The 21,754-nt window shown below is 64.6% G+C and carries 21 protein-coding genes; 3 read left to right on the forward strand and 18 right to left on the reverse strand.

Going from position 1 to position 21,754, the window contains the following annotated elements:
* Positions 1-126: 126 nt before the first annotated feature.
* From QX108_RS14670 to QX108_RS14725, 12 genes are all read right to left on the reverse strand, one after another.
* Positions 127-1,443 (reverse strand): trypsin-like serine protease, encoded by a 1,317-nt coding sequence (locus tag QX108_RS14670; protein WP_315799589.1) that lies wholly within the window; start codon positions 1,441-1,443, stop codon positions 127-129.
* A gap of 140 nt (positions 1,444-1,583) precedes the next feature.
* Positions 1,584-2,291 carry a phosphate regulon transcriptional regulator PhoB gene (phoB, locus tag QX108_RS14675; protein WP_009028046.1) on the reverse strand — a complete coding sequence of 236 codons (708 nt, stop codon included), beginning with the start codon at positions 2,289-2,291 and terminating at the stop codon, positions 1,584-1,586.
* Positions 2,292-2,307: 16 nt separating this feature from the next.
* Positions 2,308-3,024: a phosphate signaling complex protein PhoU gene (gene phoU, locus QX108_RS14680; protein ID WP_006614177.1), complete on the reverse strand. Its 717-nt coding sequence runs from the start codon at positions 3,022-3,024 to the stop codon at positions 2,308-2,310.
* Positions 3,025-3,052: 28 nt separating this feature from the next.
* Positions 3,053-3,874, reverse strand: a complete 822-nt coding sequence (pstB, locus tag QX108_RS14685; protein ID WP_315799508.1) for a phosphate ABC transporter ATP-binding protein PstB — start codon at positions 3,872-3,874, stop codon at positions 3,053-3,055.
* Positions 3,871-4,761, reverse strand: coding sequence for a phosphate ABC transporter permease PstA (gene pstA / locus QX108_RS14690; RefSeq protein WP_315725379.1), 891 nt, complete (start codon positions 4,759-4,761; stop codon positions 3,871-3,873). The genes pstB and pstA overlap by 4 nt, the downstream gene beginning before the upstream one ends.
* Positions 4,762-4,764: 3 nt before the next feature.
* Positions 4,765-5,763 carry a phosphate ABC transporter permease subunit PstC gene (pstC, locus tag QX108_RS14695; protein WP_315726675.1) on the reverse strand — a complete coding sequence of 333 codons (999 nt, stop codon included), beginning with the start codon at positions 5,761-5,763 and terminating at the stop codon, positions 4,765-4,767.
* A gap of 91 nt (positions 5,764-5,854) precedes the next feature.
* Positions 5,855-6,865, reverse strand: a complete 1,011-nt coding sequence (gene pstS, locus QX108_RS14700) for a phosphate ABC transporter substrate-binding protein PstS (protein WP_315725377.1) — start codon at positions 6,863-6,865, stop codon at positions 5,855-5,857.
* Positions 6,866-7,804: 939 nt separating this feature from the next.
* Entirely contained in the window at positions 7,805-8,125 is a 321-nt protein-coding gene (locus QX108_RS14705) for a hypothetical protein (protein ID WP_315799509.1), read from the reverse strand.
* Between the two features lie 174 nt (positions 8,126-8,299).
* Positions 8,300-8,494, reverse strand: coding sequence for a hypothetical protein (locus tag QX108_RS14710; protein ID WP_172114313.1), 195 nt, complete (start codon positions 8,492-8,494; stop codon positions 8,300-8,302).
* A gap of 43 nt (positions 8,495-8,537) precedes the next feature.
* A complete protein-coding gene (locus QX108_RS14715) occupies positions 8,538-8,771 on the reverse strand; it encodes a type II toxin-antitoxin system HicB family antitoxin (protein ID WP_315725372.1) in 234 nt (77 codons plus the stop codon).
* Positions 8,768-9,382: a hypothetical protein gene (locus tag QX108_RS14720; RefSeq protein ID WP_315799510.1), complete on the reverse strand. Its 615-nt coding sequence runs from the start codon at positions 9,380-9,382 to the stop codon at positions 8,768-8,770. The genes QX108_RS14715 and QX108_RS14720 overlap by 4 nt, the downstream gene beginning before the upstream one ends.
* Positions 9,383-9,502: 120 nt before the next feature.
* Positions 9,503-10,432, reverse strand: a complete 930-nt coding sequence (locus QX108_RS14725) for a hydrogen peroxide-inducible genes activator (RefSeq protein WP_315799511.1) — start codon at positions 10,430-10,432, stop codon at positions 9,503-9,505.
* 228 nt (positions 10,433-10,660) lie between these two features.
* Between QX108_RS14725 and katG the strand changes: the two genes are divergently transcribed.
* Positions 10,661-12,841: a catalase/peroxidase HPI gene (gene katG / locus QX108_RS14730; RefSeq protein WP_315799512.1), complete on the forward strand. Its 2,181-nt coding sequence runs from the start codon at positions 10,661-10,663 to the stop codon at positions 12,839-12,841.
* Positions 12,842-13,140: 299 nt separating this feature from the next.
* Entirely contained in the window at positions 13,141-14,538 is a 1,398-nt protein-coding gene (locus QX108_RS14735) for a C2 family cysteine protease (protein WP_315799513.1), read from the forward strand.
* Positions 14,539-14,559: 21 nt separating this feature from the next.
* On the opposite strand, the gene QX108_RS14740 is transcribed toward QX108_RS14735, so the two are convergent.
* Genes QX108_RS14740 through QX108_RS14750 form a run of 3 tightly spaced genes read right to left on the reverse strand, consistent with a single transcriptional unit; the run spans position 14,560 to position 17,989 of the window.
* Positions 14,560-15,657: a hypothetical protein gene (locus tag QX108_RS14740; protein WP_315799514.1), complete on the reverse strand. Its 1,098-nt coding sequence runs from the start codon at positions 15,655-15,657 to the stop codon at positions 14,560-14,562.
* Positions 15,654-16,715, reverse strand: coding sequence for an arginase family protein (locus QX108_RS14745; protein WP_315799515.1), 1,062 nt, complete (start codon positions 16,713-16,715; stop codon positions 15,654-15,656). The genes QX108_RS14740 and QX108_RS14745 overlap by 4 nt, the downstream gene beginning before the upstream one ends.
* The gene (locus QX108_RS14750; protein ID WP_315799516.1) at positions 16,712-17,989 is read right to left on the reverse strand and encodes a radical SAM protein; all 1,278 of its coding nucleotides are present in this window, start codon (positions 17,987-17,989) and stop codon (positions 16,712-16,714) included. The genes QX108_RS14745 and QX108_RS14750 overlap by 4 nt, the downstream gene beginning before the upstream one ends.
* A gap of 185 nt (positions 17,990-18,174) precedes the next feature.
* On the opposite strand from QX108_RS14750, the gene QX108_RS14755 reads away from it, so the two are divergent.
* Complete coding sequence (locus QX108_RS14755; RefSeq protein ID WP_315799517.1) at positions 18,175-18,801, forward strand: HAD-IA family hydrolase; 627 nt, start codon at positions 18,175-18,177, stop codon at positions 18,799-18,801.
* On the opposite strand, the gene QX108_RS14760 is transcribed toward QX108_RS14755, so the two are convergent.
* From QX108_RS14760 to QX108_RS14770, 3 genes are all read right to left on the reverse strand, one after another.
* Positions 18,772-19,824, reverse strand: a complete 1,053-nt coding sequence (locus QX108_RS14760) for a GNAT family N-acetyltransferase (RefSeq protein WP_315799518.1) — start codon at positions 19,822-19,824, stop codon at positions 18,772-18,774. The two genes, QX108_RS14755 and QX108_RS14760, sit on opposite strands and share 30 nt — an antisense overlap.
* An 8-nt stretch (positions 19,825-19,832) precedes the next feature.
* On the reverse strand, positions 19,833-20,759 hold the full coding sequence (locus QX108_RS14765) for an aminoglycoside phosphotransferase family protein (protein ID WP_315725350.1): 927 nt from the start codon (positions 20,757-20,759) through the stop codon (positions 19,833-19,835).
* A 165-nt stretch (positions 20,760-20,924) separates the two neighbouring features.
* A complete protein-coding gene (locus tag QX108_RS14770; RefSeq protein ID WP_409998518.1) occupies positions 20,925-21,740 on the reverse strand; it encodes a lytic transglycosylase domain-containing protein in 816 nt (271 codons plus the stop codon).
* Between the last annotated feature and the right edge of the window lie 14 nt (positions 21,741-21,754).

The raw sequence follows: 21,754 nt of genomic DNA on the forward strand, positions 1-21,754 counted from the left end.
GCGAGAATCATCTCGAATCCAGCCGTGCGGGACAGTGCTTCCCAGACCAGCCCCCCTCCCTTGGCAACCCGCTATCCGGTCACGCACAAACCTTGACCAGTGGCTGCCGCCTCCGCCGTTCTCCCCTCACCGCGCCGAGGCGCTCTGCGCGGCGATCTCGCGCCGCACGGTCGCCTCGAAGTGGCTTGCCGGCGCGGCGAACATTAGCCGGGTCTCCTCGTGGAACGCCGAGAAGATGCCGACCACGGCCGGCTCGCCGCCGATCTCGGCCATGATCGGCGAGCCCGAATAGCCAAAATTGGCCAGGCAATGCACGGTCAGCAGCTTGGCGTCCTTGGTCATCCCCGCGCTGCAATTGCGCTGGCCGGTCGGCGAATAGCGCCGCTCCTGGCCATAGCCGATCTCGGAGATGGTGCCGGCCCTGGTTGCGGCGACCAGCTCCTCACGGCTCAGCGCCCTCACCGCCACCGGCTTCGACGGCAGCGCGTCCTTCAGGATGATCAGCGCCCAATCGGCCGGGGAGCGGTCGAGCGACCATCGGTCGTGCTGGGTCGGAACGAACTCGGGCGCGACGATCAGCCGTTCGGCGATCGATGAGGCGGCCGGCGTGCCCCTGTTCATGCCGGCCAGGAAGCGGACGTTGCCGGGATTGACCTGCGCGAGCCCGTTGAACACGCAATGCGCGGCGGTGAGCACGACGCGCGGCGCGATCAGAGTGCCGGTACACCAGCCGCCGGTCGAATACTGCGCCACGGTGACGACGCCGATCGACGAGGCAGGCCAGGAGGTCGGGTCCACGACCTCGCCGATGTGCCGGTCGAGTCCGAGCAACTGCTCGGGACGCGGGTTGGCCACCCCGGCATCCGTCGATTCGAATCTGGGCTTCCAGCTCGCGATCATCGCCTGCGCCTGGACACGCTGCGCCTCGGTCAGCTTGACCCGCTGCACGTCGCGGCCGGCCGAGCGCACGCCGTTGCGGCCGGCCATCACCAGCCAGGCATAGCCCTGCACGAGGTCCTGGCTCACGCCGCGGCCGTCGAGCATCATCAGACCGAGCATGTATTGCGACTGGGCGAAGCCTTGGGCTGCAGCGCGGCTGAACCAGCGGCCGGCTTCGCCGTAGTTGCTCGCGACACCCTCGCCGTTGACGTAGGCGATGCCGAGATAGTGCTGGGCGACGGCGAGGCCCTGGTCCGCCGCCTTGCGATACCATGCCAGCGCCTCGGCCGCATTGCGCGGCTGGCCCCAGCCGAAGGCGTGCATGAAGCCGACGTCGAACTGCGCCCGCGCATCGCCCTTGGCGGCGAGCGGCAGCAGGCGGCGCAGCGCAACGTCATGCTGGCCGTTTCCGGCGGCGGCGACGGCGTCTTCGAGCTCGGCGGCCGGTGCACCGGCCAGGCTGCCGAGCAGCACGGCAAGACTTGTGATGATCGTCTTGAGCAAGGGCGTCCGCTGGAACCAAAACACGGGCCGCTCAGCACACTCGATCAAGACGGCGGCGGCGTGGCGGAAAGCGGACCGCGGTGTCCTTAATCCGGCCTGCTCGCCTCTCACACCTGCACGTCCCTCACATCTGCCGCTCCTTATGCCTGCTCGCTCTTGGCGAACCGATCGTCCAGCGCATAGCCCGCGCCGCGCACGGTGCGGATCGGATCCTGCTCGCGACCCGGATTGAGCAGCTTGCGCAGACGGCCGATGTGCACGTCGACGGTGCGCTCGTCGATATAGATGTCGCGGCCCCAGACGCTGTCGAGCAACTGCTCGCGGCTGAACACGCGGCCGGGATGCTCGAGGAAGAATTCGAGCAGACGGTATTCGGTCGGGCCGAGGTCGATCGGCCGGCCCGAGCGCGCGACGCGGCGCTTCTCGCGGTCGAGCTCGATGTCGCCATAGGACAGCACGGTCGCGAGCCGCTCCGGGCTCGCCCGCCGCAGCAGGCCCTTCACGCGCGCCAGCAGCTCCGGCACCGAGAACGGCTTGACGATGTAGTCGTCGGCGCCGGTCGCAAGCCCCCGCACACGCTCGCTCTCCTCGCCGCGGGCGGTGAGCATGATGATCGGCAGCTGCTTGGTCTCGGACCGCGCCCGCAGCCGCCGGCACAGCTCGATGCCGGACAGGCCCGGCAGCATCCAGTCGAGCACGACCAGATCGGGCACGCGCTCCTTGAGCCGCGTGTCGGCCTCGTCGCCGCGCGCCACGGTCTCGACCTCGTAGCCTTCGGCCTCGAGGTTGTAGCGCAGCAGCGTCGTCAGCGCCTCCTCGTCCTCAACCACCAGAATTCGCGCGCCCATGTCGAAATCGTCTTTCTCAGTTGCCGGGGATCGTGGTCGCGAAGCTGGTCATGTCGCCCTTCGGGCGCTTGTCCATGATCTGCTGGCCCTCGATCATATAGAAAACCGTCTCAGCGATGTTGGTGGCGTGGTCGCCGATCCGCTCGATGTTCTTGGCGCAGAACATCAGGTGGATGCAGAACGAGATGTTGCGCGGGTCCTCCATCATATAAGTGAGGAGCTCGCGGAACAGCGAGGTGCAGATCGCATCGACCTCCTCGTCGCCCTTCCAGACCGTCATCGCCGCCGGCAAATCATGCGCGGCATAGGCATCCAGCACCGTCTTGACCTGCGACTGCACCAAGTCGGTCATGTGCTCCAGGCCGCGGATCAGCTTGAGCGGATGGAAGTCGCTCTCCAGCGCGGCGACGCGCTTGCCGATGTTCTTGGCGAGGTCACCGATCCGCTCCAGATCGGTGGCGACGCGCATGGCGCCGACGATCTCGCGCAGATCGACGGCCATCGGCTGGCGGCGGGCGATCGTCAGCACCGCGCGCTCCTCGATGATGCGCTGCAGCTTGTCGACCTCGGCGTCGGCGGCGACCACCTTCTGGCCGAGCGCCACGTCGCGCCGCACCAGCGCGTCGACGGAATCGACGATCAGCCGCTCGGCGAGGCCGCCCATCTCCGACACCAGCCGGGTGAGATCCTGCAGATCGCTGTCGAACGCCTTGGCGGTATGTTCACTGGCCATGTTGATCTCCTGAAGAATGCTGTCGGCGTCAGCCGAACCGGCCGGTGATGTAGTCCTGGGTCCGCCGATCGCTCGGCGAGGTGAAGATCTTGCTGGTCTCGTCGAACTCGATCAGCTCGCCGAGATACATGAAGGCGGTCTTGTCGGAGACGCGCGCCGCCTGCTGCATGTTATGGGTCACGATCGCGATCGTATAGTTCTCCGCGAGCTCCTGGATCAGCTCCTCGACCTTGGCGGTCGAGATCGGGTCGAGCGCCGAGCACGGCTCGTCGAACAGGATCACCTCGGGCCGGACGGCGACTGTGCGGGCGATGCACAAGCGCTGCTGCTGGCCGCCGGACAGCGACAGGCCGGAGGCGTTGAGCTTGTCCTTGACCTCGTTCCACAGCGCGCCGCCGCGCAGCGCCTTCTCGACGCGGTCGTCCATCTCGGACTTCGAGATCTTCTCATAGAGCCGGATGCCGAAGGCGATGTTCTCGTAGATCGTCATCGGGAACGGCGTCGGCTTCTGGAACACCATGCCGACCCGCGCGCGCAGCAGATTGAGGTCGAGCTTGGGATCGAGAATGTTGGTGTTGTCGAGCATCAGCTGGCCAGTGGCGCGCTGGCCCGGATAGAGGTCGTACATCCGGTTGAAGATGCGCAGCAGGGTGGACTTGCCGCAGCCGGACGGACCGATGAACGCCGTGACGCGGTTGGTGCCCAGCGTCAGGTTGATGTTCTTCAGCGCGTGATGATCGCCGTAATAGAAATTCAGGTTGCGCGCGGTTACCTTGGCCGGCGCCTCGGGGAGCGACTGGCCGTGGAGCGCGTGATTGGGCTGACTGACGGAGACGGACAGTTCGGTCATTTCGTTTTCCTCTCGGCGCCGAGAATGCGTGCACCGACGTTCAAAGCGAGCACGGCCAGAGTGATGAGAAGGGCTCCGCTCCAGGCCAGCTGCTTCCAATAGGCATACGGGCTCTGGACGAAATTGTTGATGGTGACGGGCAGGTTCGCCATCGTCTTGGAGAGGTTGAGGCTCCAGAACTGGTTCGACAGCGCGGTAAACAACAGCGGCGCGGTCTCGCCGGCGACGCGGGCGGTCGCCAGCAACACGCCGGTGATGAGGCCCGAGCGCGCCGCGCGGTAGGCGATGCGGCGGATCACCAGCGAGCGCGGCAGGCCGAGCGCGGAGGCCGCCTCGCGCAGCGGGTTGGGTACCAGCAGCAGCATGTCCTCGGTGGTGCGGAGCACGACCGGGATCACGATGACGGCCAGCGCCAGCGCGCCGGCGATCGCCGAGAAGCCGCCCATCGGCACCACGACGGCGCCATAGATGAACAGGCCGATGATGATCGACGGCGCCGACAGCAGGATGTCGTTGATGAAGCGGATCACCGAGGTCAGGCGGTCGTTGCGGCCGTATTCGGCGAGGTAGGTGCCGGCGAACAGGCCGAGCGGCGCGCCGATGCCGACGCCGATCACGGTCATCATGATCGAGCCGACGATGGCGTTGCGCAGGCCGCCTTCGCTGGCGCCCGGCGGCGGCGTGTCGGCGGTGAAGACCTGCAGGCTGAGGCCGGCGAGGCCGTTATAGAACAGCGTGAACAGGATCAGCGCCAGCCAGGTGACGCCGAACGCCGCGGCGGCGATGCACAGGCCGCGGACCATGAGGTCGCGGCGGCGGCGGCGGGCGTAGATCGGATTCACCGGATTGACCGGCGTGTCGAAGGTGGACGCGTCGACGCTCGACATGGCTTACTTTCCTGCCTTGGCTTCGAGTCGCGCCAGCATCAGCCGGGCGCTCGCCAGCACGAAGAAGGTGAGGACGAACAGGAGCAGGCCGAGAAGGATCAGGCTCGACTGGTGCAGACCGTCGCTCTCCTGGAATTCGGAGGCGATCGCGGCCGAGATCGTGGTGCCCGGCGCGAAGATCGACGACGAGATCCGGAACGAGTTGCCGATGATGAAGGTCACCGCCATGGTCTCGCCGAGCGCGCGGCCCAGCGCCAGCATCACGCCGCCGATGACGCCGACGCGGGTGTAGGGGATGACGACGCTGCGGACGACTTCCCACGTGGTGCAGCCGACGCCGTAGGCCGCTTCTTTCAGCACCGGCGGGACCGTCTTGAAGACGTCGACCGAGATCGAGGTGATGAAAGGCAGCACCATGATCGCCAGGATCAGCGAGGCGTTGAACAGGCTGAGATAGGACGGCGGACCTGCGAAGATGTCCTGCAGCACCGGGATGTTGGCGCAGAGGCTGATCATGAACGGCTGAAACGTGGTGGCCAGGAACGGGCCCAGCACGAAGAAGCCCCACATGCCGTAGATGATCGAGGGAATGCCGGCGAGCAGCTCGATGGCCAGGCCGATCGGGCGGCGCAGCCATTGCGGGCACAGCTCGGTGAGGAAGATCGCGATGCCGAGGCCCACGGGAATGGCGATCAGCATCGCAATGAACGAGGTCACCAGCGTGCCGTAGATCGGGCCGAGCGCGCCGAGCACCGGTGGATCGGCCGAAGGCGCCCAGCGCTTGGTGAACAGGAACTGGAAGCCATACTCCTTCATCGCCGGCCAGGCGCCGATGACGAGGGAGATGATGATGCCGCCGAGGATCAGCAGCACCGAGATCGCGGACAGGCGGGTGATCCAGTAGAAGGTGACATCGCCGAGCTTGAACGCGCTCAGCGCACGGGCGCGGTCATAGGGCCCTGCGGCAGCGGCGATATCGCCAACCTCGCTCTCAACGGCCATCTCAGCCAAGTCCGCCCCCTGCTTCTTCGACACCATCATCACCTTGGACGAACCCTCTCCCGTTTCCGGGAGAGGGCAGTGCGCTTTCAGATCAGCTCTTGATGTCGGCCGACCAGGTCTTCTCGATCAGCTTCACGACGCTGTCGGGCATCGGGATGTAGTCGAGATCCTCGGCCATCTTGCCGCCCTTCTCGAATGACCACTTGAAGAACTTGATCGCCTCGGCGGAGGCCGCCTTGTCGGTCGGCTCCTTGTGCATCAGGATGAAGGTCGCCGCCGTCATCGGCCAGGACTTGTCGCCCGGCTGGTTGGCGAGGATCACATAGTAGCCGGGAGCCTTGGCCCAGTCGGCATTCGCCGCGGCGGCCTGGAACGCCTCGACGGTCGGCTGCACGGTCTTGCCGGCCTTGTTGATCATGCCGGTGTAGGTCAGCTTGTTCTGCTTGGCGTAGGCGTATTCGACATAGCCGATCGCGTTCTTGGTCTGGCTGATATTGCCGGACACGCCTTCGTTGCCCTTGGCGCCGACACCGACCGGCCACTCGACCGCGGTGTTGAAGCCGATCTTGCTCTTCCAGTCGGCGCTCGCCTCGGAGAGATAATAGGTGAAGTTGAAGGTCGTGCCCGAACCGTCGGAGCGGCGGACCACGGCGATCGCGTCGGACGGCAGCTTGACGCTGGGGTTCAGCTTCTTGATCGCGGCGTCATCCCACTTGGTGATCTTGCCGAGATAGATGTTGGCGAGCGTCTCGCCGTCCAGCACCATCTCGCCCGGCTTGACGCCCTCGAGGTTGACGACCGGCACGATGCCGCCCATCACCATCGGCCACTGCACCAGGCCGTCCTTGTCGAGCTGCTCGGCCTTGAGCGGCGCGTCGGTGGCACCGAAGGTCACGGTCTTGGCCTGGATCTGCTTGATGCCGCCGCCGGAGCCGATCGACTGGTAGTTCAGACCGTTGCCCGTCTCCTTCTTGTAGGCGTCGGCCCACTTGGAATAGATCGGGAACGGGAACGTCGCGCCCGCGCCGGTGATGTCGGCAGCAAAGGCCGACGTCGATGCGGCGACCAAGCCGGCAGCGACAATAGCTTTGACGAAATTCATAGCTGGTCTCCATGCTTGGGAAGCGAAGCGCATGACGCACCCGATTGCGCTTCCCCGGCCGCTTTAAGGGGCCTCGGTGCCGCTTTTATAAAGGTTCGATGACAGCTGGATGACAGTCACAAGCCGTTGATATTTATTGATATTCAGATTTCGTCCCGAATTTCTACGGTGCCTAGGCCGCCCTTGATGAAGGCCACCGCCCCTGCCTTTTGCGAGCGTCGCTCAACCAAGAATGAGAACGCCTTTGCCCGTGTCGCCCGCCCCACCTTCGGTGTCGTCCCGGCCTTGAGCCGGGACCCATAGCCACCGGCGGATGTGTTTGGCGACACTCGTCAACCCGCGTGCCTCAAACATCTCCCTGGGGTTATGGGTCCCGGCTCAAGGCCGGGACGACAGCTGAGTTTTGGCCGACGCCTTTCATCACACTGCTGCCTTGGGACAAGCCATCGAGACAAGTCATCGCGCCCCCGCGGCACATCGTGCCCGGGTGATGCATCGGTCATGCCCCTCCTGAATCATGAGAGGGCGCGGAGAAGGCCGGACCTCGGCTGAGGCCCGTGGCCCGCCTGCTCAAAAGAATGCAGGCGGCAGGTACCACAGGTACAGCCGGACAGATCCGGCCTTCCCCGCGCGACGGTTTTACGGTGTCCTTCGTGCTCTCCCTGGGGATCGGCTCTCTTGCCCCCATCACCCGCGCGTGCCGTCACAGCAACGACCGCGAGCTTGACCTCAGCGTCGAGAGGCCAGGACCACACGACTTCGCCGTCCGCAACGGCTCGCGCTCGTCTGGCACGGCCGTCACGTCCATCGCCGCCCACCTCAACGTTCGTGACGACGCGTACGTCCCTCTGCTCGAGGCGGGTTGCGGGGAGATAACCATTAATTCCGAAATATCGCAAGCGATTTATTTTTATCAGAAGAAAAAGAACCGATCTGGCATCAGGGATTGGACGAGGCCGATCGATGCTTCAGGATGTCGCGCGCGGCCCCCGCGATGCGCTGGCCCAGAGAGAGCGCAGTCTCCCGGTCCCTGACGTGGAATATCTCGTCACTGATCAGGCGGTCGTCGAGCCAGGCGCGAAAGGCCTGCTCGCTGTCCGGCGTAAACGTACCCTCCTCATAGATGAAGCCACTCAACGGGCCTTCGATCACGAAGTCGGTATCGGCGGCAAGCTGCGAGGGCCGCGCGCATTGTGCCCAGATGCGGCCATCGGCGTCGATGAACGCCAGGACACCGTCGTCACGCTCCTCAACTCTCATCCGCGCCACCTCGCGTGAGGCGACGCTCTCTCTCCCCGTCATTGCGAGCGCAGCGAAGCAATCCAGGGCTCCCGCGGGATTCTGGATTGCTTCGTCGCTTCACTCCTCGCAATGACGGTCGAGGTGACATCAGAACTGGCCCGATTTGATTGGGTACCCTTGCGGATCGCGCCGCTATCCCTGCCCGGGACACTTGATCTCCTTGTAGACGGCATCCGCGAACGCCTTGATGCCGGTGTTGATGCGCAGAGGCGAGGTCAGCGTCTGATAGGTGACGATGCCGCGGGTGATCGACAGCACCTTGTAGCTCTCGGCGATCCTGGTCTTGTAGCACTTGCCGACCTGGATGGCGTCCTCAGTCAGTGGCATGCTCACCCCTCCTCCTTGCTGAACTCACCGGCGTCGCGTCGACTCACGCCGGCTGTGCGGCGGCGCGCGTCGCGCCGGGGACCGGCGGGTCGCGATCGACGGCCTTGAGCGCATCGAGAGCTGCGAACAGCGCCTGCTGTCCGTCGGCGATGGCCTGCCGCGCCGTCTCGGCGATGCCGATGACGCCGGGGAGATCTGGAAAGGTGACGAGAAAGCCGCCGCCATCCTCGGCGCCCAGTTCCGTCACGTCATAGAGATAGGCGGCGACGTCACTCATCGCGCGGCCTCATCCATCTCGTCGATCATCGCCACGAAGGCCCGGACATGCGGCGGCCTGATCTTCACCTTCAGCGGAATGGTCACGCAATGCGGGACGGACGGATGCAGGAAGACCTCGTGCGTGCCGGTGATCTTGCGAAACTTCATCGCATATTGCGAGGCGATGATCTCGAGATCGACGGGTTTCCAATCGCCTCCGGGATCGGCGCGCAGCGCTTCGACGCGCTGGTTGTGTGTCCTGCCCTGTCGGCTTTGCAACACTGGGCTGGCTGGCGACACGCCATTGTCCGTTGCGGCTCCGCGATCGTCCGGACACAGCAGGCTGACAAACGCCGCGATGAAGTCGCCGACCGTGTCGTTGCGATGCGCGAGCCGCCAGTTCTGCGACAACACCCGCTTGGCGCCGCTGCGTGCATTGTGCAGCGCGACGAGCTCGTCCATCATCGTCAGAACCCTGACGGCACTGAGATTATAAGGCTCCTGCGTGAACCTGCGCTTGAGGTCGATGCGCTCCTTGCGCAGGCTGGCATTCTCGACCAGCCAGTCGACGATCGTTCCGACCCAGAACGCCTCGGTGTTGACAGTCTCGGTACTGACAGCCTCGGACATGACCGCTCTCCGGGCGCGCGTCTTGGACGCGCCGCCGCTGGAGGAGATCGATACAAGACCCGTGCCATCGCCGGACGTCGCTGTGCCGGGATCTCGGCGGAGTGTCGCTGCTGACAAAGATCAGCCGCGCCGCTTGCGGCCCTGCGCTGCTGCGGCCTGCTTGCGCAGGCCTTCGGCCGCGCCGGCCACGACCTCGGAGATCTGCATCAGCTGCTTGGCGAGCGGGCTGGTCTTGCGCCAGACCATGCCGATGCTGCGCTGGGGCTGCGGCTCGGCGAAACGCGCCAGCGACACTGCTGCCGAGCGCGTCTCGACGCCGACCGCCATCTCGGGGATCAAGGTCACGCCCATGCCGGCGCCGACCATCTGCACCAGGGTCGACAGCGAGGAGGCATCGAGCATCTCGCGCGGCGCCTGCATGTTGCAGAACGACAGCGCCTGGTCGCGGAAGCAGTGCCCCTCCTCGAGCAGCAGCAATCGCATCTCGCGCAGCATCTCGCTGCTCGGCACGGCGGCACCTTCATATTCGGGCGGGCGCACCAGCAGGAAGCTCTCCGAGAATAACGCGACCTCGGTCAGCGACGGCTCCGACACCGGCAGCGCGACGATCGCGGCATCCAGCCGGCCCTCGACCAGCTCCTCGATCAGGGTCGGCGTCTTGGACTCGCGGACATGAATGTCGATCTCGGGGTGCTTGCGCGTCAGGTTCCCAATGACTTTGGGCAGCAGATACGGCGCGATCGTCGGGATCATTCCCAGCCGCAGCCGGCCGGTGAGCTTGTCGCGCGAGGCGCGGGCGAAATCGCCGAGCTCGTCGACGGAGCGCAGGATGTCCCGCACCCGCTCGGCGAGCTGCTCGCCGAACCGCGTCAGCACCACCTGGCGCGCATTGCGCTCCAGCAGCACGCCGCCGAGCGCCTCCTCCATTTCCTTGATCTGCATCGACAGCGCCGGCTGCGAGATCGCGCACGCCTCCGCGGCGCGGCCGAAATGACCGAGACGCGCCAGCGCATCGAAATAGCGAAGCTGCCGCATCGTCAAATGTATCATCAGATTATCTTATCGTTCATGATCTCGAAGTCAATTTTCACTGACCACAATCTTCGGATGAATCGATCAAGGCTGGCATCGCTCTGCGTTGGCGCGATGTCACACGACATTCATCAGATAATCTTATCGTTATGATCATCAATCTCAATTTCCCCTGATCGGAGGACCCGCGTAGGGTCCCGCCACCCACCCCAGGGGGAACCATGACGATCACGTCAGGAGAGAAACATGGATGACGTCAGCAAGTGCCCGTTTTCGGGCGGCTTGAAGGGATTTTCGAACAAGGATTGGTGGCCGAACCAGCTCAACCTCTCCGTCCTGCACCAGCACTCGAACCTGTCCGACCCGCTCGGTGAGGCGTTCGATTACTCCAAGGAATTCAAGAGCCTCGATCTCGACGCGCTGGTCAAGGACCTGACCGCGCTGATGACCGATTCGCAGGATTGGTGGCCGGCCGATTTCGGTCACTACGGCCCGCTGTTCATCCGCATGGCCTGGCATGCCGCCGGGACCTATCGCATCGGCGACGGCCGCGGCGGCGCCGGCACCGGTCAGCAGCGCTTCGCGCCGCTGAACAGCTGGCCCGATAACGCCAACCTCGACAAGGCCCGCCGCCTGTTGTGGCCGATCAAGCAGAAGTACGGCCAGAAGATCTCCTGGGCCGACCTGTTCGTGCTGACCGGCAACGTCGCGCTGGAATCGATGGGCTTCAAGACCTTCGGCTTCGGCGGCGGTCGCGCCGACACCTGGGAGCCGGAGCAGGACATCTATTGGGGTCCTGAAGGCAAGTGGCTCGCCGACGAGCGCTACAGCGGCGATCGCGAGCTCGCAGGCTCCCTGGCCGCCGTGCAGATGGGCCTCATCTACGTCAACCCGGAAGGCCCGAACGGCAACCCCGACCCGGTCGCCGCGGCGCGCGACATCCGCGAGACCTTCGCCCGCATGGCGATGAACGACGAGGAGACGGTGGCGCTGATCGCCGGCGGTCACACCTTCGGCAAGACCCATGGCGCGGGTGACGCGTCGCTGGTCGGTGCCGAGCCGGAAGGCGCCGACATCGCGCAGCAGGGTCTCGGCTGGGCCAGCAAGTACGGCTCGGGCAAGGGCGGCGACACCATCACCTCCGGCCTCGAGGTGATCTGGACGTCATCGCCGACCAAATGGAGCAACAACTTCTTCTGGAACCTGTTCGGCTACGAATGGGAGCTGACCAAGAGCCCGGCCGGCGCGCATCAGTGGACGCCCAAGGGCGGCGCTGGCGCCAACACCGTGCCGGACGCGCATGACAAGTCCAAGCGCCACGCGCCGTCGATGCTGACCACCGACCTCGCGCTGCGCTTCGATCCGGAATACGAGAAGATCTCGCGCCGCTTCCTGGAGAACCCGGATCAGTTCGCCGACGCCTTCGCCCGCGCCTGGTTCAAGCTGACCCACCGCGACATGGGCCCGAAGGTGCGCTATCTCGGCCCGCTGGTGCCGAAGGAGGACCTGATCTGGCAGGATCCGGTGCCGGCGCTCGATCATCCCGTCGTCGACGACAAGGACGTCGCCGATCTCAAGGCGAAGATCCTGGCTTCGGGCCTGTCGGTGTCGCAGCTGGTCTCGACCGCCTGGGCCTCGGCCTCGACCTTCCGCGGCTCGGACAAGCGCGGCGGCGCCAATGGTGCGCGCATTCGCCTGGCTCCGCAGAAGGACTGGGCGGTCAACAACCCGGCCGAGCTTTCGAAGGTGCTCTCAAAGCTCGAGGGCATCCAGAAGGAGTTCAACGCATCGGCTGCCGGCGGCAAGAAAGTCTCGCTCGCCGACCTGATCGTGCTGGCCGGCAATGCCGGTGTCGAGGCTGCCGCCAAGAAGGCCGGCGTCGAGGTGACCGTGCCGTTCGCGCCGGGCCGCACCGACGCCTCGCAGGAGCAGACCGACGTCGAGTCGTTCTCCGTGCTCGAGCCGACCTATGACGGCTTCCGCAACTACCTCGCCGGCAAGCAGTGGCTGTCGGGCGAGGAGCTGCTGGTCGACAAGGCCCAGCTGCTCACCCTGACCGCGCCGGAGATGACCGTGCTGGTCGGCGGCCTGCGCGTGCTCGGTGCCAATGCGGGCGGCTCCAAGCATGGCGTGTTCACGGCGCAGCCGGAGACGCTCACCAACGACTTCTTCGCCAACCTGCTCGACATGGGCGTGGCCTGGCGTCCGGTCGATCAGGGCGAGCACACCTTCGAGGGTCGCGACCGCAAGACCGGCGCGATCAAGTGGACGGCCACCCGCGCCGACCTCATCTTCGGCTCGCACTCGCAGCTGCGCGCGCTCGCCGAGGTCTATGCCAGCTCGGACGCCAAGCAGAAGTTCGTCAAGGACTTCGTTGCCGCCTGGACCAAGGTGATGAACCTGGACCGGTTCGAGCTGAAGGCCTGAGGCGGTCGGTTCGTCCGATCTGAACAGCAGCGAAGGCGGCGTTTCACCGAAACGCCGCCTTCATTTTTGGCCCGCCGCGACCGTCGGTGAAATTTCGCACAGCCTGAACCAGGGTTGCCGCAACACTGCCCGCCGGCAGCGTCGCCGGCTCGTGGTCTGCGTCCCGACCACGCCTCGGATCGAGGCCGCCACGTCCCGCAGGAGCGGAAAATGGCGAAATGTTCTAGTTCAGATTGAATCACCGGGACGCGACACATACCCTCGCAGGAAATAACGATCTCAGTCCCCGCGAGTACGGAATGCGTCGGACGTCTTCGACCTTGCGCCTTCAGGTCTGCTCGGCGGACGCCGACGGCCGCATCGTTGGCCGCGCCAGACCGCATACGATGATCGAAGCGATCAACGTCTCGCGCCTGACATCGAGCCGCCTCACCTTGATGGACACCGAGCTCCTGTCGAACGTCGGGGACGACGGCTCGTTCGAGGGCCGGATCGTCGGACACCCCGGAGATCTCATCCGCCTGCGCGTTCGCGGGCATGGCAGCCGCATCGGACCCTGGCGGGCCTTGCGCCTCCCCGGCGGCGGTTCGCGACGTCCCGACGTCGCGCTATTCCGGATCGGCTTCCGCGCCGTCGGACAACATCGGCGGTACCAACTGGTCAACATTGGTCGACCGCGCCCGATCTCCGAGCCTGGCGTCCTGCTCGATCTCCGCAACGAGCGAACCGGCATGGTGCAGCGGATCGCCATCAGCAAGAACGGCGGCTTCGCCCGCGCGACCTATGTCACGGCTCAGCCTCTCGACAGAATCGCCGTGACCCTCGCGGACCGACCGGAGCATCCGCTCGGCGTGCTCGTTGTTCCGGAGCGCGGAGGTACGACACCCGCTCGAAAGCGTCTCTCGCGGGCAGTCTCCGGGCATGCCGCAACCGTGTTCGACGTGGGTCCACTCGCAGGCAGCCTGTTTCACGGCCAGCCGAAAGCGAGCGACGTGGTGCAGGGCGAGGTCTCCAACTGTCACCTGGCTGGCGCCGCGACCGCGGTGGCCGCAACCTGCGGCGACCGACTCGCGAAGCTGTTTCGCCAGATCGACAGGCAGCACTACGCGGTTTCGCTGTATTGTTACGACCGGTCCCTCCGGCGGTTCGTTCGCAAACGCATCATCGTCGCCAACGAATTCTACATGAGACCCTCCGGCAGCCTGCTCTTTGGCTCTCCGGCGCCGCTCACCGCCGGCCGGACGCGGGCCTCGCTCTGGTGGCCATTGCTTGAAAAGGCCGTGGCACGTCTCAAGAACGGCTACGGTCATTTCGTGGCCGGCGGCACGCCGTATCATGCATTGTCGATGCTGCTCGGCCAGCCACCGCACCATCGCGAGGTTCCCGCCTGCGATCCCGACCGGCTGTGGCAGGAGACCGTGCTGCACCTCAGGGGAAGACGTCCGGTGGTGCTCAGCACGTTTTCGGCAAGGTCCGCCCGGCTGTACCGCTACACGAGAATCATGCCCGACCATTGCTATGCGGTGCTCGGCCTCTCGGAAACAAAGCGCGGCGAACGCAGCATCCGTGTCCGCAATCCCTGGGGCGAGGTGACGCCGACGGGCTACGTCGATCAGGGCCAGGGCGTCTTCACGATGCCGTGGGACGATGCCATGCGCTGGTTCGCGAATTGGAGCTCGGTCTCGGACCGGCGATGAAGCTTGGACGTTCGCGGCGGCCTATGACGGGCTCCCCGCCTGCCGGGCGAGAACGGACGTCGCGCGGCCGTACGCCGTGACCCAATTGGCCGACAGCCAATTCTCGTAGGTCCGGCCGGCCGCCTCCTGCAAGACGGCACAGATGGGATGCAGCAGCCGGCTCGGGCCGCCATTGAGTCCGCCATGCATCAGGATGACGTTGTGTCCCAAGACGAAGTCGAACTGCTCCGTCCGCAGGCCCTGCTCGGTCAGCTCGCACACCGCCGGCCAGGGCAGCCCCGTCGTCTCGACGATCATCTCCTCGAACAATGACTGCACCGGACTTGGCGAGCCGTTCCGGATCTCGGGAAACGCGGCAAGCTCGGCGTCATTGAAGGGAGCGTCCGTATTGTGCAGATTCACCAGAATATGTTTGGGGTCGCTCGCCCCCAACAACGCTCCGAGCTGAATGTATCCGCCTCCTTGGGCCTGGATCAGTCCGATGCTGCGACGGAGGTCTCGCGCGCACTTCTCTTGCAGCTCCGGCAGGGATGGCCACTCGACACCGTTCTGATGGCGATACGCGAGCATCAGCATCGTCACCAGATCGTAATAGGGCGTGATGCTGTCGCCCTCTCCGGTCTGCAGCACCACGAAGCCCTGATAGAGCTTGTGGGCACGCGTGGTCGAAATCCGGCGGGGCTCGGTTCTTCTGAGCCCGGCCGCCCAGGTCGCGACGTCGGCGCAACTCGGCGTCAGGTACGAGCTGTTGCCGCCGTCGTGATGAGGAAGCAGGCTGCGCGTTCGCTTGCCCGGCGCCACTTCGGTCACCTGGTCGGCGCCTATCTCCGGCGTCAGATCATCGAGCGACCACCTTCTCCGCCAAGACGCGACGAGATGCTTCGCGACTGCGCGCGCGGCAAGCATCGCCGTGGCCTGATCTCGGCACAGCTCTCCGAGCGGGATGATGACACCGTGTGCCGCGCCGTCGATCGCGGACGTGACGCCATCTGCCCACGCGGCACATCCGTCGTCGGATCGTCCCGCGACAAGCGCCTCGAGGAGTACGCGCGAGAGCGGCATTCTGACATTTTCGGCAAGTCGTACGCCCACGCCTCCCCCCTTGCGGTCTGCCTTCATGCCGCGTCCTTCTGCCAATCGACGAAGAGGAACTCGTAGAGAAGCCGCGCGACGATCGCACTCGTACGACCAGACACGTCGCGATTCGGGTTGACCTCGACGACGTCGATCGCGCGGACGGGATAATCCTGCAGGATCGCGCCAATCATCAGGAGTTCTTCCGCCGAGATTCCGCCGACGGTGACATGGCCCGTGCCCGGCGCAGCAGAATTCTCGCACACGTCAATATCGATGGACACGTAGAGGCCGTCGGGCGTAGCCGCCGATACCGCATCCAAGGTTTCACGGAGCGCGGCGGCGAAGCCGATCCGACGAATGTCACGACGATGGCGGATCGTGCATCCGCCGCTCGTAAGCCCGGCGAGCTGCTGCGAACCGGTGATGTCTCCCTGGCCGACGAAGCCGATCTGGTCGAGCCGCAGCCCGGGAAGCTCGGAGATGCGTCGCGCGTTGGAGCCGTGATAAAAGGCGCCATGCAGGCTGGAGTGCTCGCCAAAATCGAAATGATGGTCGATCTGGACGTAGCCCAGGGTCCTGCCTGCCGCCCGCATCGCTTCCCTCACGCCGGCAAAGCACGGGTAGCTGATCGTGTGCTCGCCGCCGAGAACGACGAGAAGGTCGCATCGATGCGCCAGTTCGTACGCTTCTGCGGCCGTCGCCTCGACCTGGCGCGCGGGGTTGCTCGGAAAGACATGAAGATCGCCAAAATCCGCAATGTCCGGCGCCCTGGCCACGCCCGATAATCCCGTCCGCAGATTTGTGACCTCGCTGAGCCTGCGTGAGTTCATTTGGCTGCTGAAGCCGAGGCTCTCTTTCCGGATCGACAGCGGTCCGTCCCGCGCACCGATGTGGGTCGATGCGGTGCCATCGAACCCCACCGAACAGACGGCGACATCGCATGTCTCGGACTCGTCGACCAGCGCGAGCGTCTTGGCGCCGAATAACCCCGGACCTCCGGTACACCATGGCGGAAGCGAATAGGCCTGCCAAGCGCGCCAGCTATCCCGGTTCAATTCATCGAGCCAATTCCGCGCCATGATCGCCGGCGAACCTTTCATGCCCTGGCTTCGAGCCGGCTGCTCACGAGATCGTCGCAATGGCGCACGAGATCGATGAACTGAGCCCAGAGTTCGTCGGCCGTCTGATGAAATGGAGCGAACACCACTGGCCGGTCCTCCCGCCAGTTGGCGAAGTTCCAGTCGACGATTCTTGGTCGCAACGACGAGAAGATCGGTGTCTTCGGGTAAGGGACGAAATTGTACAGATTGTACAGCTTGGCGTGGTGCGCAGCGCTCTTGAGAAAGGACAGCGTCTGCTGATGTGCGGCGGCCGTCGCATGAGGTAAGCCGCCCAGCAGATTGAGAACGACATGAATTCCGCGCGCACTCAACTTTTCGATCCACGCAAGATAGCGATCGGGATCGTTTCTTTTTCTGACGCTGCGAAGCACCTCTGGATCCGCAGTTTCGAACCCCATCTCCACGACGAGAACGCCGAGCTCTTCCATACGATCGATCAGCCACTCCGACATCGCCTGTACGTGCGTCTGAATGACGAAGCGATATCTGGGGGACCGCGCGGCGATGAGGTTCTGTACCGCCTCCTTCGATTGGCCGAACGTCTTGTCGCCGACATAGACGAGCCGGACGTCGGGGAAATAACGCGCAATATCCTCGAATTCGGCGATGAGACATGGGAGCGGCACGACATGAAGCTGCCGACTCCACGCATCGCCGCAGAACGAGCAGTCATAGAGGCAGCCATGGCTCGCATTGACGCGTACGAGAGGAACCCGATTGGCGAAGCGCGCGAGATGGCGATAGTTCGGACGATAGCCGAAGTCCGCAACCTGCCGGCCAAGCCGGATGTCGTCCGCCGTATCGCCGTTCAACAGCTTGCGCAGGACTCCGTGTTGCGCATGCCCAGCATAGACGCTGGAGAACGATTGAGGACGTTCCAGGCCGACCATGTTGCCGCCCATCGCCGTCCGATGTCCCTTGCGCATGAGCCGCATCGAAACATCCATCGCGAGGTCGAGGTTCTGCGCCAGAGGCGAGAACAGAAAAAGGAGCGGCCGTTTCGCGTGCCGCACGAGATGCTCGGCCAGGCATTCACCGTCGGCATGCATCAGACTGAGATCTTCGAACTCCGTATCGTCTCGCCCAACTGCAGCGTCGAGATGGGCGACCCAGAGCGGCGCTTCCCAAAGGTCTCCGGAATGCAGACAGAAGCGCGGCTCGATCGATGCAAGATAAGCGGAATAGGACCGGTAGTATCGATCGAGGACCGGCTCAGGATCCGACTGCGACGGAAATGGCAGCTGGACGATCACACATTTCATTTCCGGAGTATCGTTCGCCATCGTCGCGCGACGTTGCCTCTGAAAATTGGCCCGCGTTCCGAGCAATGAAAAAACTTGCCGTACAGTTATACAATCTTAGGTTGGAATACAACCTGTTGCAAGCGAAGTCTTGCATGTGCGAGACAACTTCCATCGAGACCTCAGGTGGCATCGCCATGGCCATGAACACCGACCTCAGATGCTTGCAGTGCAATAACCTCGAGCGAACATTGGCGCGACCGGTCGAGGTCCTGCTGGTCGATTTTGGCGGCGTGCTCTGCAATTTCGAGGAAACGCCGGAGATCCGCGCCTTGATGCGGCGACACCGTCTCGACGTTCAAGCCAGCCTGACCTCGCTGCTCTTCGAGAACGTGGCCTCCTACGCCGGGCTTCTCGGGCGGATCACTGCAGATCAGGTTCTGGACGAGATCGGCAGAAGCCTCGGCATTTCCGAACGGGCGATGCGCGAGATCTGGGACGCCTTTCTTGCGGCGAACGTCGCCGATCAGCCCCTTCTCGATGTACTGAGCCGCACGCGCCGGCACACGCGGCTCTTCGTCCTGAGCAACTACTGGTCCAACGGGCGCGAGGTGATCGGCCACAAGGTGCCGATGGCGACATTCGACGGCCTCTATATCTCGGCCGAACTTGGCCTTCGCAAGCCCGATCAAGCAATCTGGAACTATCTCATCCGTACTTTGGCGGTGCCGCCCGGCGCGATTGCGCTGCTCGACGACGATGCGGCGAATGTCCGTTCGGCATGCGAGGCGGGTCTAGAGGCCTATCTCTGGGTAGGTCGCTAGATGCCTTGCGGTCTGAGCCGCAATCCAGCCGTCGACCGCAGTCTGGCTGATCGCGGCGAGAGGATGAATCGCACACATGATCGGGACGCCCCGAAACCCATAGGCCAGCTTGATCGGGTAAGGAGACCTCCCGCCCTGGATTTCGGTGATTCCGAGATTTGCGGCTCGCCTGATCGCATGCTGATAGAGAAAGTCGGACGGATAGAATGGCTTGGCCAGATCTTTCCGATTTCCGGAGAGCCAGAGATAGTAGGTCTCGCGCCACCGGAAGTTCAACGCGATGGCTGCGACCTCGTCGTTCGGCGTGACGGCAAGCAGGACCTCCATACCGGGAAGATCGGCCTGGAGCACACCGCGAAGGAACGTGGCCGGCAAGATGTCCCGTTGATCGTTCGACGGGGACACGCCGGATCTGATGAGTTCGGCAAGCGGAACCGCTTGTGACGGTGTCACGATTCTGAGCCTCAGGCCAGCCTCGTCGGCACGACGCATGACCCGCCTGCGTTCCGCACGTTCCTTTCTCTTGAGCCGCGTGACCGGATCGATCGCATGGTCGGGATGGATGTCCAGGACCATGTTGGTCTGCAGACGGCCGAGACGGTAGCCGATGCCGGCCAGTTCTTGGAGCAGATGATGGGCGCGTCCATCGATCCCGAAGAGAAACGACATTGCATTGTTGTCACGGCAAAGATCGAGATGAATTTCGAGGGCTTCGATCAACGCCGCCCCATGACGTGCAATGGGCCCTCCCAGCCAGCCGACCAGGGCGTGAGAGCCGATGATCTCTCCCGCCAGAGCGGGCACGACGTTGGCGCGATAATAGTCGAGACGCGGACAGGCGCCGTAGAGGAAGCCGGGTACCACCGCCTGGCAAATGCCGCCATTGTTGACGACGACATGGCGCGCCTGGTCTGCCCCCGGCCAATGCCGTTGTACGACCGAACAGAACGCGGCCGTATGGAATGGCGAGCCGACCTCCCGGCAGAGAGACTCCCAGCCTTCAAGGGCGTCGGACTCGTCCACCGGACCGCTCATCCATCGTCGCTGACGTTCCGCAACTGCGCCAACAAATCCCGCAGCCTTGCGACCTTCATCGCAGCGAGGTCTGGATCTGGGGCCTCCGACAGGAACACGACGGCCAGCATCGCGGCCGTATAGAGACGGCAGCAAAGCCCGAGCGGACTTTGCAGCTCCGCCAGCAGCATCGGCGAATCGTAACCTTCGGCAAAGCGCTCCGTCAGTTCGCCATATTCCTCCAACCGTGCGAGCTCCAGCAAGGGATGAGCGACGAGGGCGTTGGACCAGTCGATGAGGCCCAGCAGATGCCCCTGTCGGGAGAGATAGTTTGCCGGCCGAAGGTCCATGTGCAGCAAGCACGCGGATTGGTCGATGGGGCGCAGCCGGCGGGAGAGAAACTCCTCGCTTGGAAGCGGCTCCGGTAGCCCTGCCGACCTCGCGACCACTCCAAGCCGGGCCGCAGTGAGTTGGGCCACGGTGATCGCAGCCGGTTGCCCCCGTTGCGCGATCGGGCTCAGGCCGTGCGACGGCAGTTCGTGCAGCCGTCTTACGATCCGTCCGAGTTCAAACGGATCGACCGGGACGGCATCCGTGTCGATGAATTCGAGGATCAGCACGTGAGGTCCGCGAACTGGACGAAGATATGCGACGACATGCGGCGCGGGAATGCCATGCTGGCGTGACCGGCCGAGCAATGCATGCTCCTGATCGAGCAATTGGAAGCTGTCGAGCCCCTGGTCGTTGTCGTTGAAGATCCACCGCTCACCGGGAAACTTCAGGACGACCGGTTCGCGCCCTTTCAGGCGGGCCAGGAACACCTGAAATTCGATGCCGCCTCCCAGCACTTCGGTGCTCTCGACGGCAAGATCGAGATTCGCGGCACGAACTTCCCGCAGCACGTCATCGAGAGACCATTTCATATGTGACAACGACGGTGTCATGGGCCGAAGAGCCCCAATCCTGGCGTGCGCGACAGTTGCACATCTTCACCGCCACCTCAACCTAAGGTTACCTGAGCCATGATGCGCTGGCGGACCGGCCGGGGCTCCATGGAAAGCGCCGTCCGTGCTTGGGCGGACGAACGCTCTTCACCGGCCCTGCCCGCCTCAGCGCGCCGCGGCCGAGCCGCCGCCGTCGATCTGGCGGCCCATCAGCGCGATTGCCTTCTGATAGACACCGGCGGCGTTCCAGGCTTCGATCGCAACAAAGTTCGGCTCGCCCGGCTGATAGCCGGCGCCCGCCTTCCAGCCATTGGCGCGCAGGAAGTTGGCGGTCGAGGCCAGCGCGTTGGCTGCGACGTCGAGATTGCCGACGCCATAGGCCAGAATGTTCTTCGGCATGAACTGGGTCTGCCCGACCTCGCCATGCATCGAGCCGCGGGTGTTGCCCGAGAGCACGCCGCGGTCGATCAGCTTCAACGCCGCATAGAGCTGGTCGGTGAAGAACTCCGGCCGGCGGCAGTCATAGGCGAGCGTCGCGATCGACGACAGCATGTGCTGGTTGCCGCGCTGGCTGCCGAACGCGCTCTCCATGCCCCAGATCGCGATCAGCGGCCCGGGCGGCACGCCGTAACGCTGCTCGATCGAGGCGAACATCGCCGCCTGCGACTGCTTCAACTGCCGGCCGCGCGCGACGATCGCAGGCGCCCCGCGCTTGGCCAGGAACTGATCGAGCGACAGCTGGAAGCTGCGCTGGCCGCGATCGGCCGCGATGGTGGCGGACGCGTAGTTGGTCTGCATCAGCGCCGCGATCGCGGTGCCGCCGACACCCTTGGCCCGCGCCTCCTCGCTGAACTCGCGCTTCCAGGTCTCGAAGCCCGCGGGGGAGCTGCCGCACTGCGCCGCCTGCGCACCGCTGCCGAAGGCTGCGAACAACGCAGCCACGGTGAAGGTGAAGGTAGTCATGGCCCGGCGCTTGGTCATCGATACTCCTTTGA

The sequence above is a fragment of the Bradyrhizobium sp. SZCCHNR1002 genome, assembly GCF_032381435.1.
GTDB lineage: Bacteria > Pseudomonadota > Alphaproteobacteria > Rhizobiales > Xanthobacteraceae > Bradyrhizobium > Bradyrhizobium aeschynomenes.

Excerpts from the sequence above, each read along its gene's own strand:
- phoB (WP_009028046.1), bottom strand. The coding sequence starts at position 2,291 with ATGGGCGCGCGAATTCTGGTGGTTGAGGACGAGGAGGCGCTGACGACG.
- phoU (WP_006614177.1), bottom strand. The coding sequence starts at position 3,024 with ATGGCCAGTGAACATACCGCCAAGGCGTTCGACAGCGATCTGCAGGAT.
- pstB (WP_315799508.1), bottom strand. The coding sequence starts at position 3,874 with ATGACCGAACTGTCCGTCTCCGTCAGTCAGCCCAATCACGCGCTCCAC.
- pstA (WP_315725379.1), bottom strand. The coding sequence starts at position 4,761 with ATGTCGAGCGTCGACGCGTCCACCTTCGACACGCCGGTCAATCCGGTG.
- pstC (WP_315726675.1), bottom strand. The coding sequence starts at position 5,763 with ATGGCCGTTGAGAGCGAGGTTGGCGATATCGCCGCTGCCGCAGGGCCC.
- pstS (WP_315725377.1), bottom strand. The coding sequence starts at position 6,865 with ATGAATTTCGTCAAAGCTATTGTCGCTGCCGGCTTGGTCGCCGCATCG.
- QX108_RS14705 (WP_315799509.1), bottom strand. The coding sequence starts at position 8,125 with ATGAGAGTTGAGGAGCGTGACGACGGTGTCCTGGCGTTCATCGACGCC.
- QX108_RS14710 (WP_172114313.1), bottom strand. The coding sequence starts at position 8,494 with ATGCCACTGACTGAGGACGCCATCCAGGTCGGCAAGTGCTACAAGACC.
- QX108_RS14715 (WP_315725372.1), bottom strand. The coding sequence starts at position 8,771 with ATGAGTGACGTCGCCGCCTATCTCTATGACGTGACGGAACTGGGCGCC.
- QX108_RS14720 (WP_315799510.1), bottom strand. The coding sequence starts at position 9,382 with ATGTCCGAGGCTGTCAGTACCGAGACTGTCAACACCGAGGCGTTCTGG.
- QX108_RS14725 (WP_315799511.1), bottom strand. The coding sequence starts at position 10,432 with ATGATACATTTGACGATGCGGCAGCTTCGCTATTTCGATGCGCTGGCG.
- katG (WP_315799512.1), top strand. The coding sequence starts at position 10,661 with ATGGATGACGTCAGCAAGTGCCCGTTTTCGGGCGGCTTGAAGGGATTT.
- QX108_RS14735 (WP_315799513.1), top strand. The coding sequence starts at position 13,141 with ATGCGTCGGACGTCTTCGACCTTGCGCCTTCAGGTCTGCTCGGCGGAC.
- QX108_RS14740 (WP_315799514.1), bottom strand. The coding sequence starts at position 15,657 with ATGAAGGCAGACCGCAAGGGGGGAGGCGTGGGCGTACGACTTGCCGAA.
- QX108_RS14745 (WP_315799515.1), bottom strand. The coding sequence starts at position 16,715 with ATGAAAGGTTCGCCGGCGATCATGGCGCGGAATTGGCTCGATGAATTG.
- QX108_RS14755 (WP_315799517.1), top strand. The coding sequence starts at position 18,175 with ATGGCCATGAACACCGACCTCAGATGCTTGCAGTGCAATAACCTCGAG.
- QX108_RS14765 (WP_315725350.1), bottom strand. The coding sequence starts at position 20,759 with ATGACACCGTCGTTGTCACATATGAAATGGTCTCTCGATGACGTGCTG.
- QX108_RS14770 (WP_409998518.1), bottom strand. The coding sequence starts at position 21,740 with ATGACCAAGCGCCGGGCCATGACTACCTTCACCTTCACCGTGGCTGCG.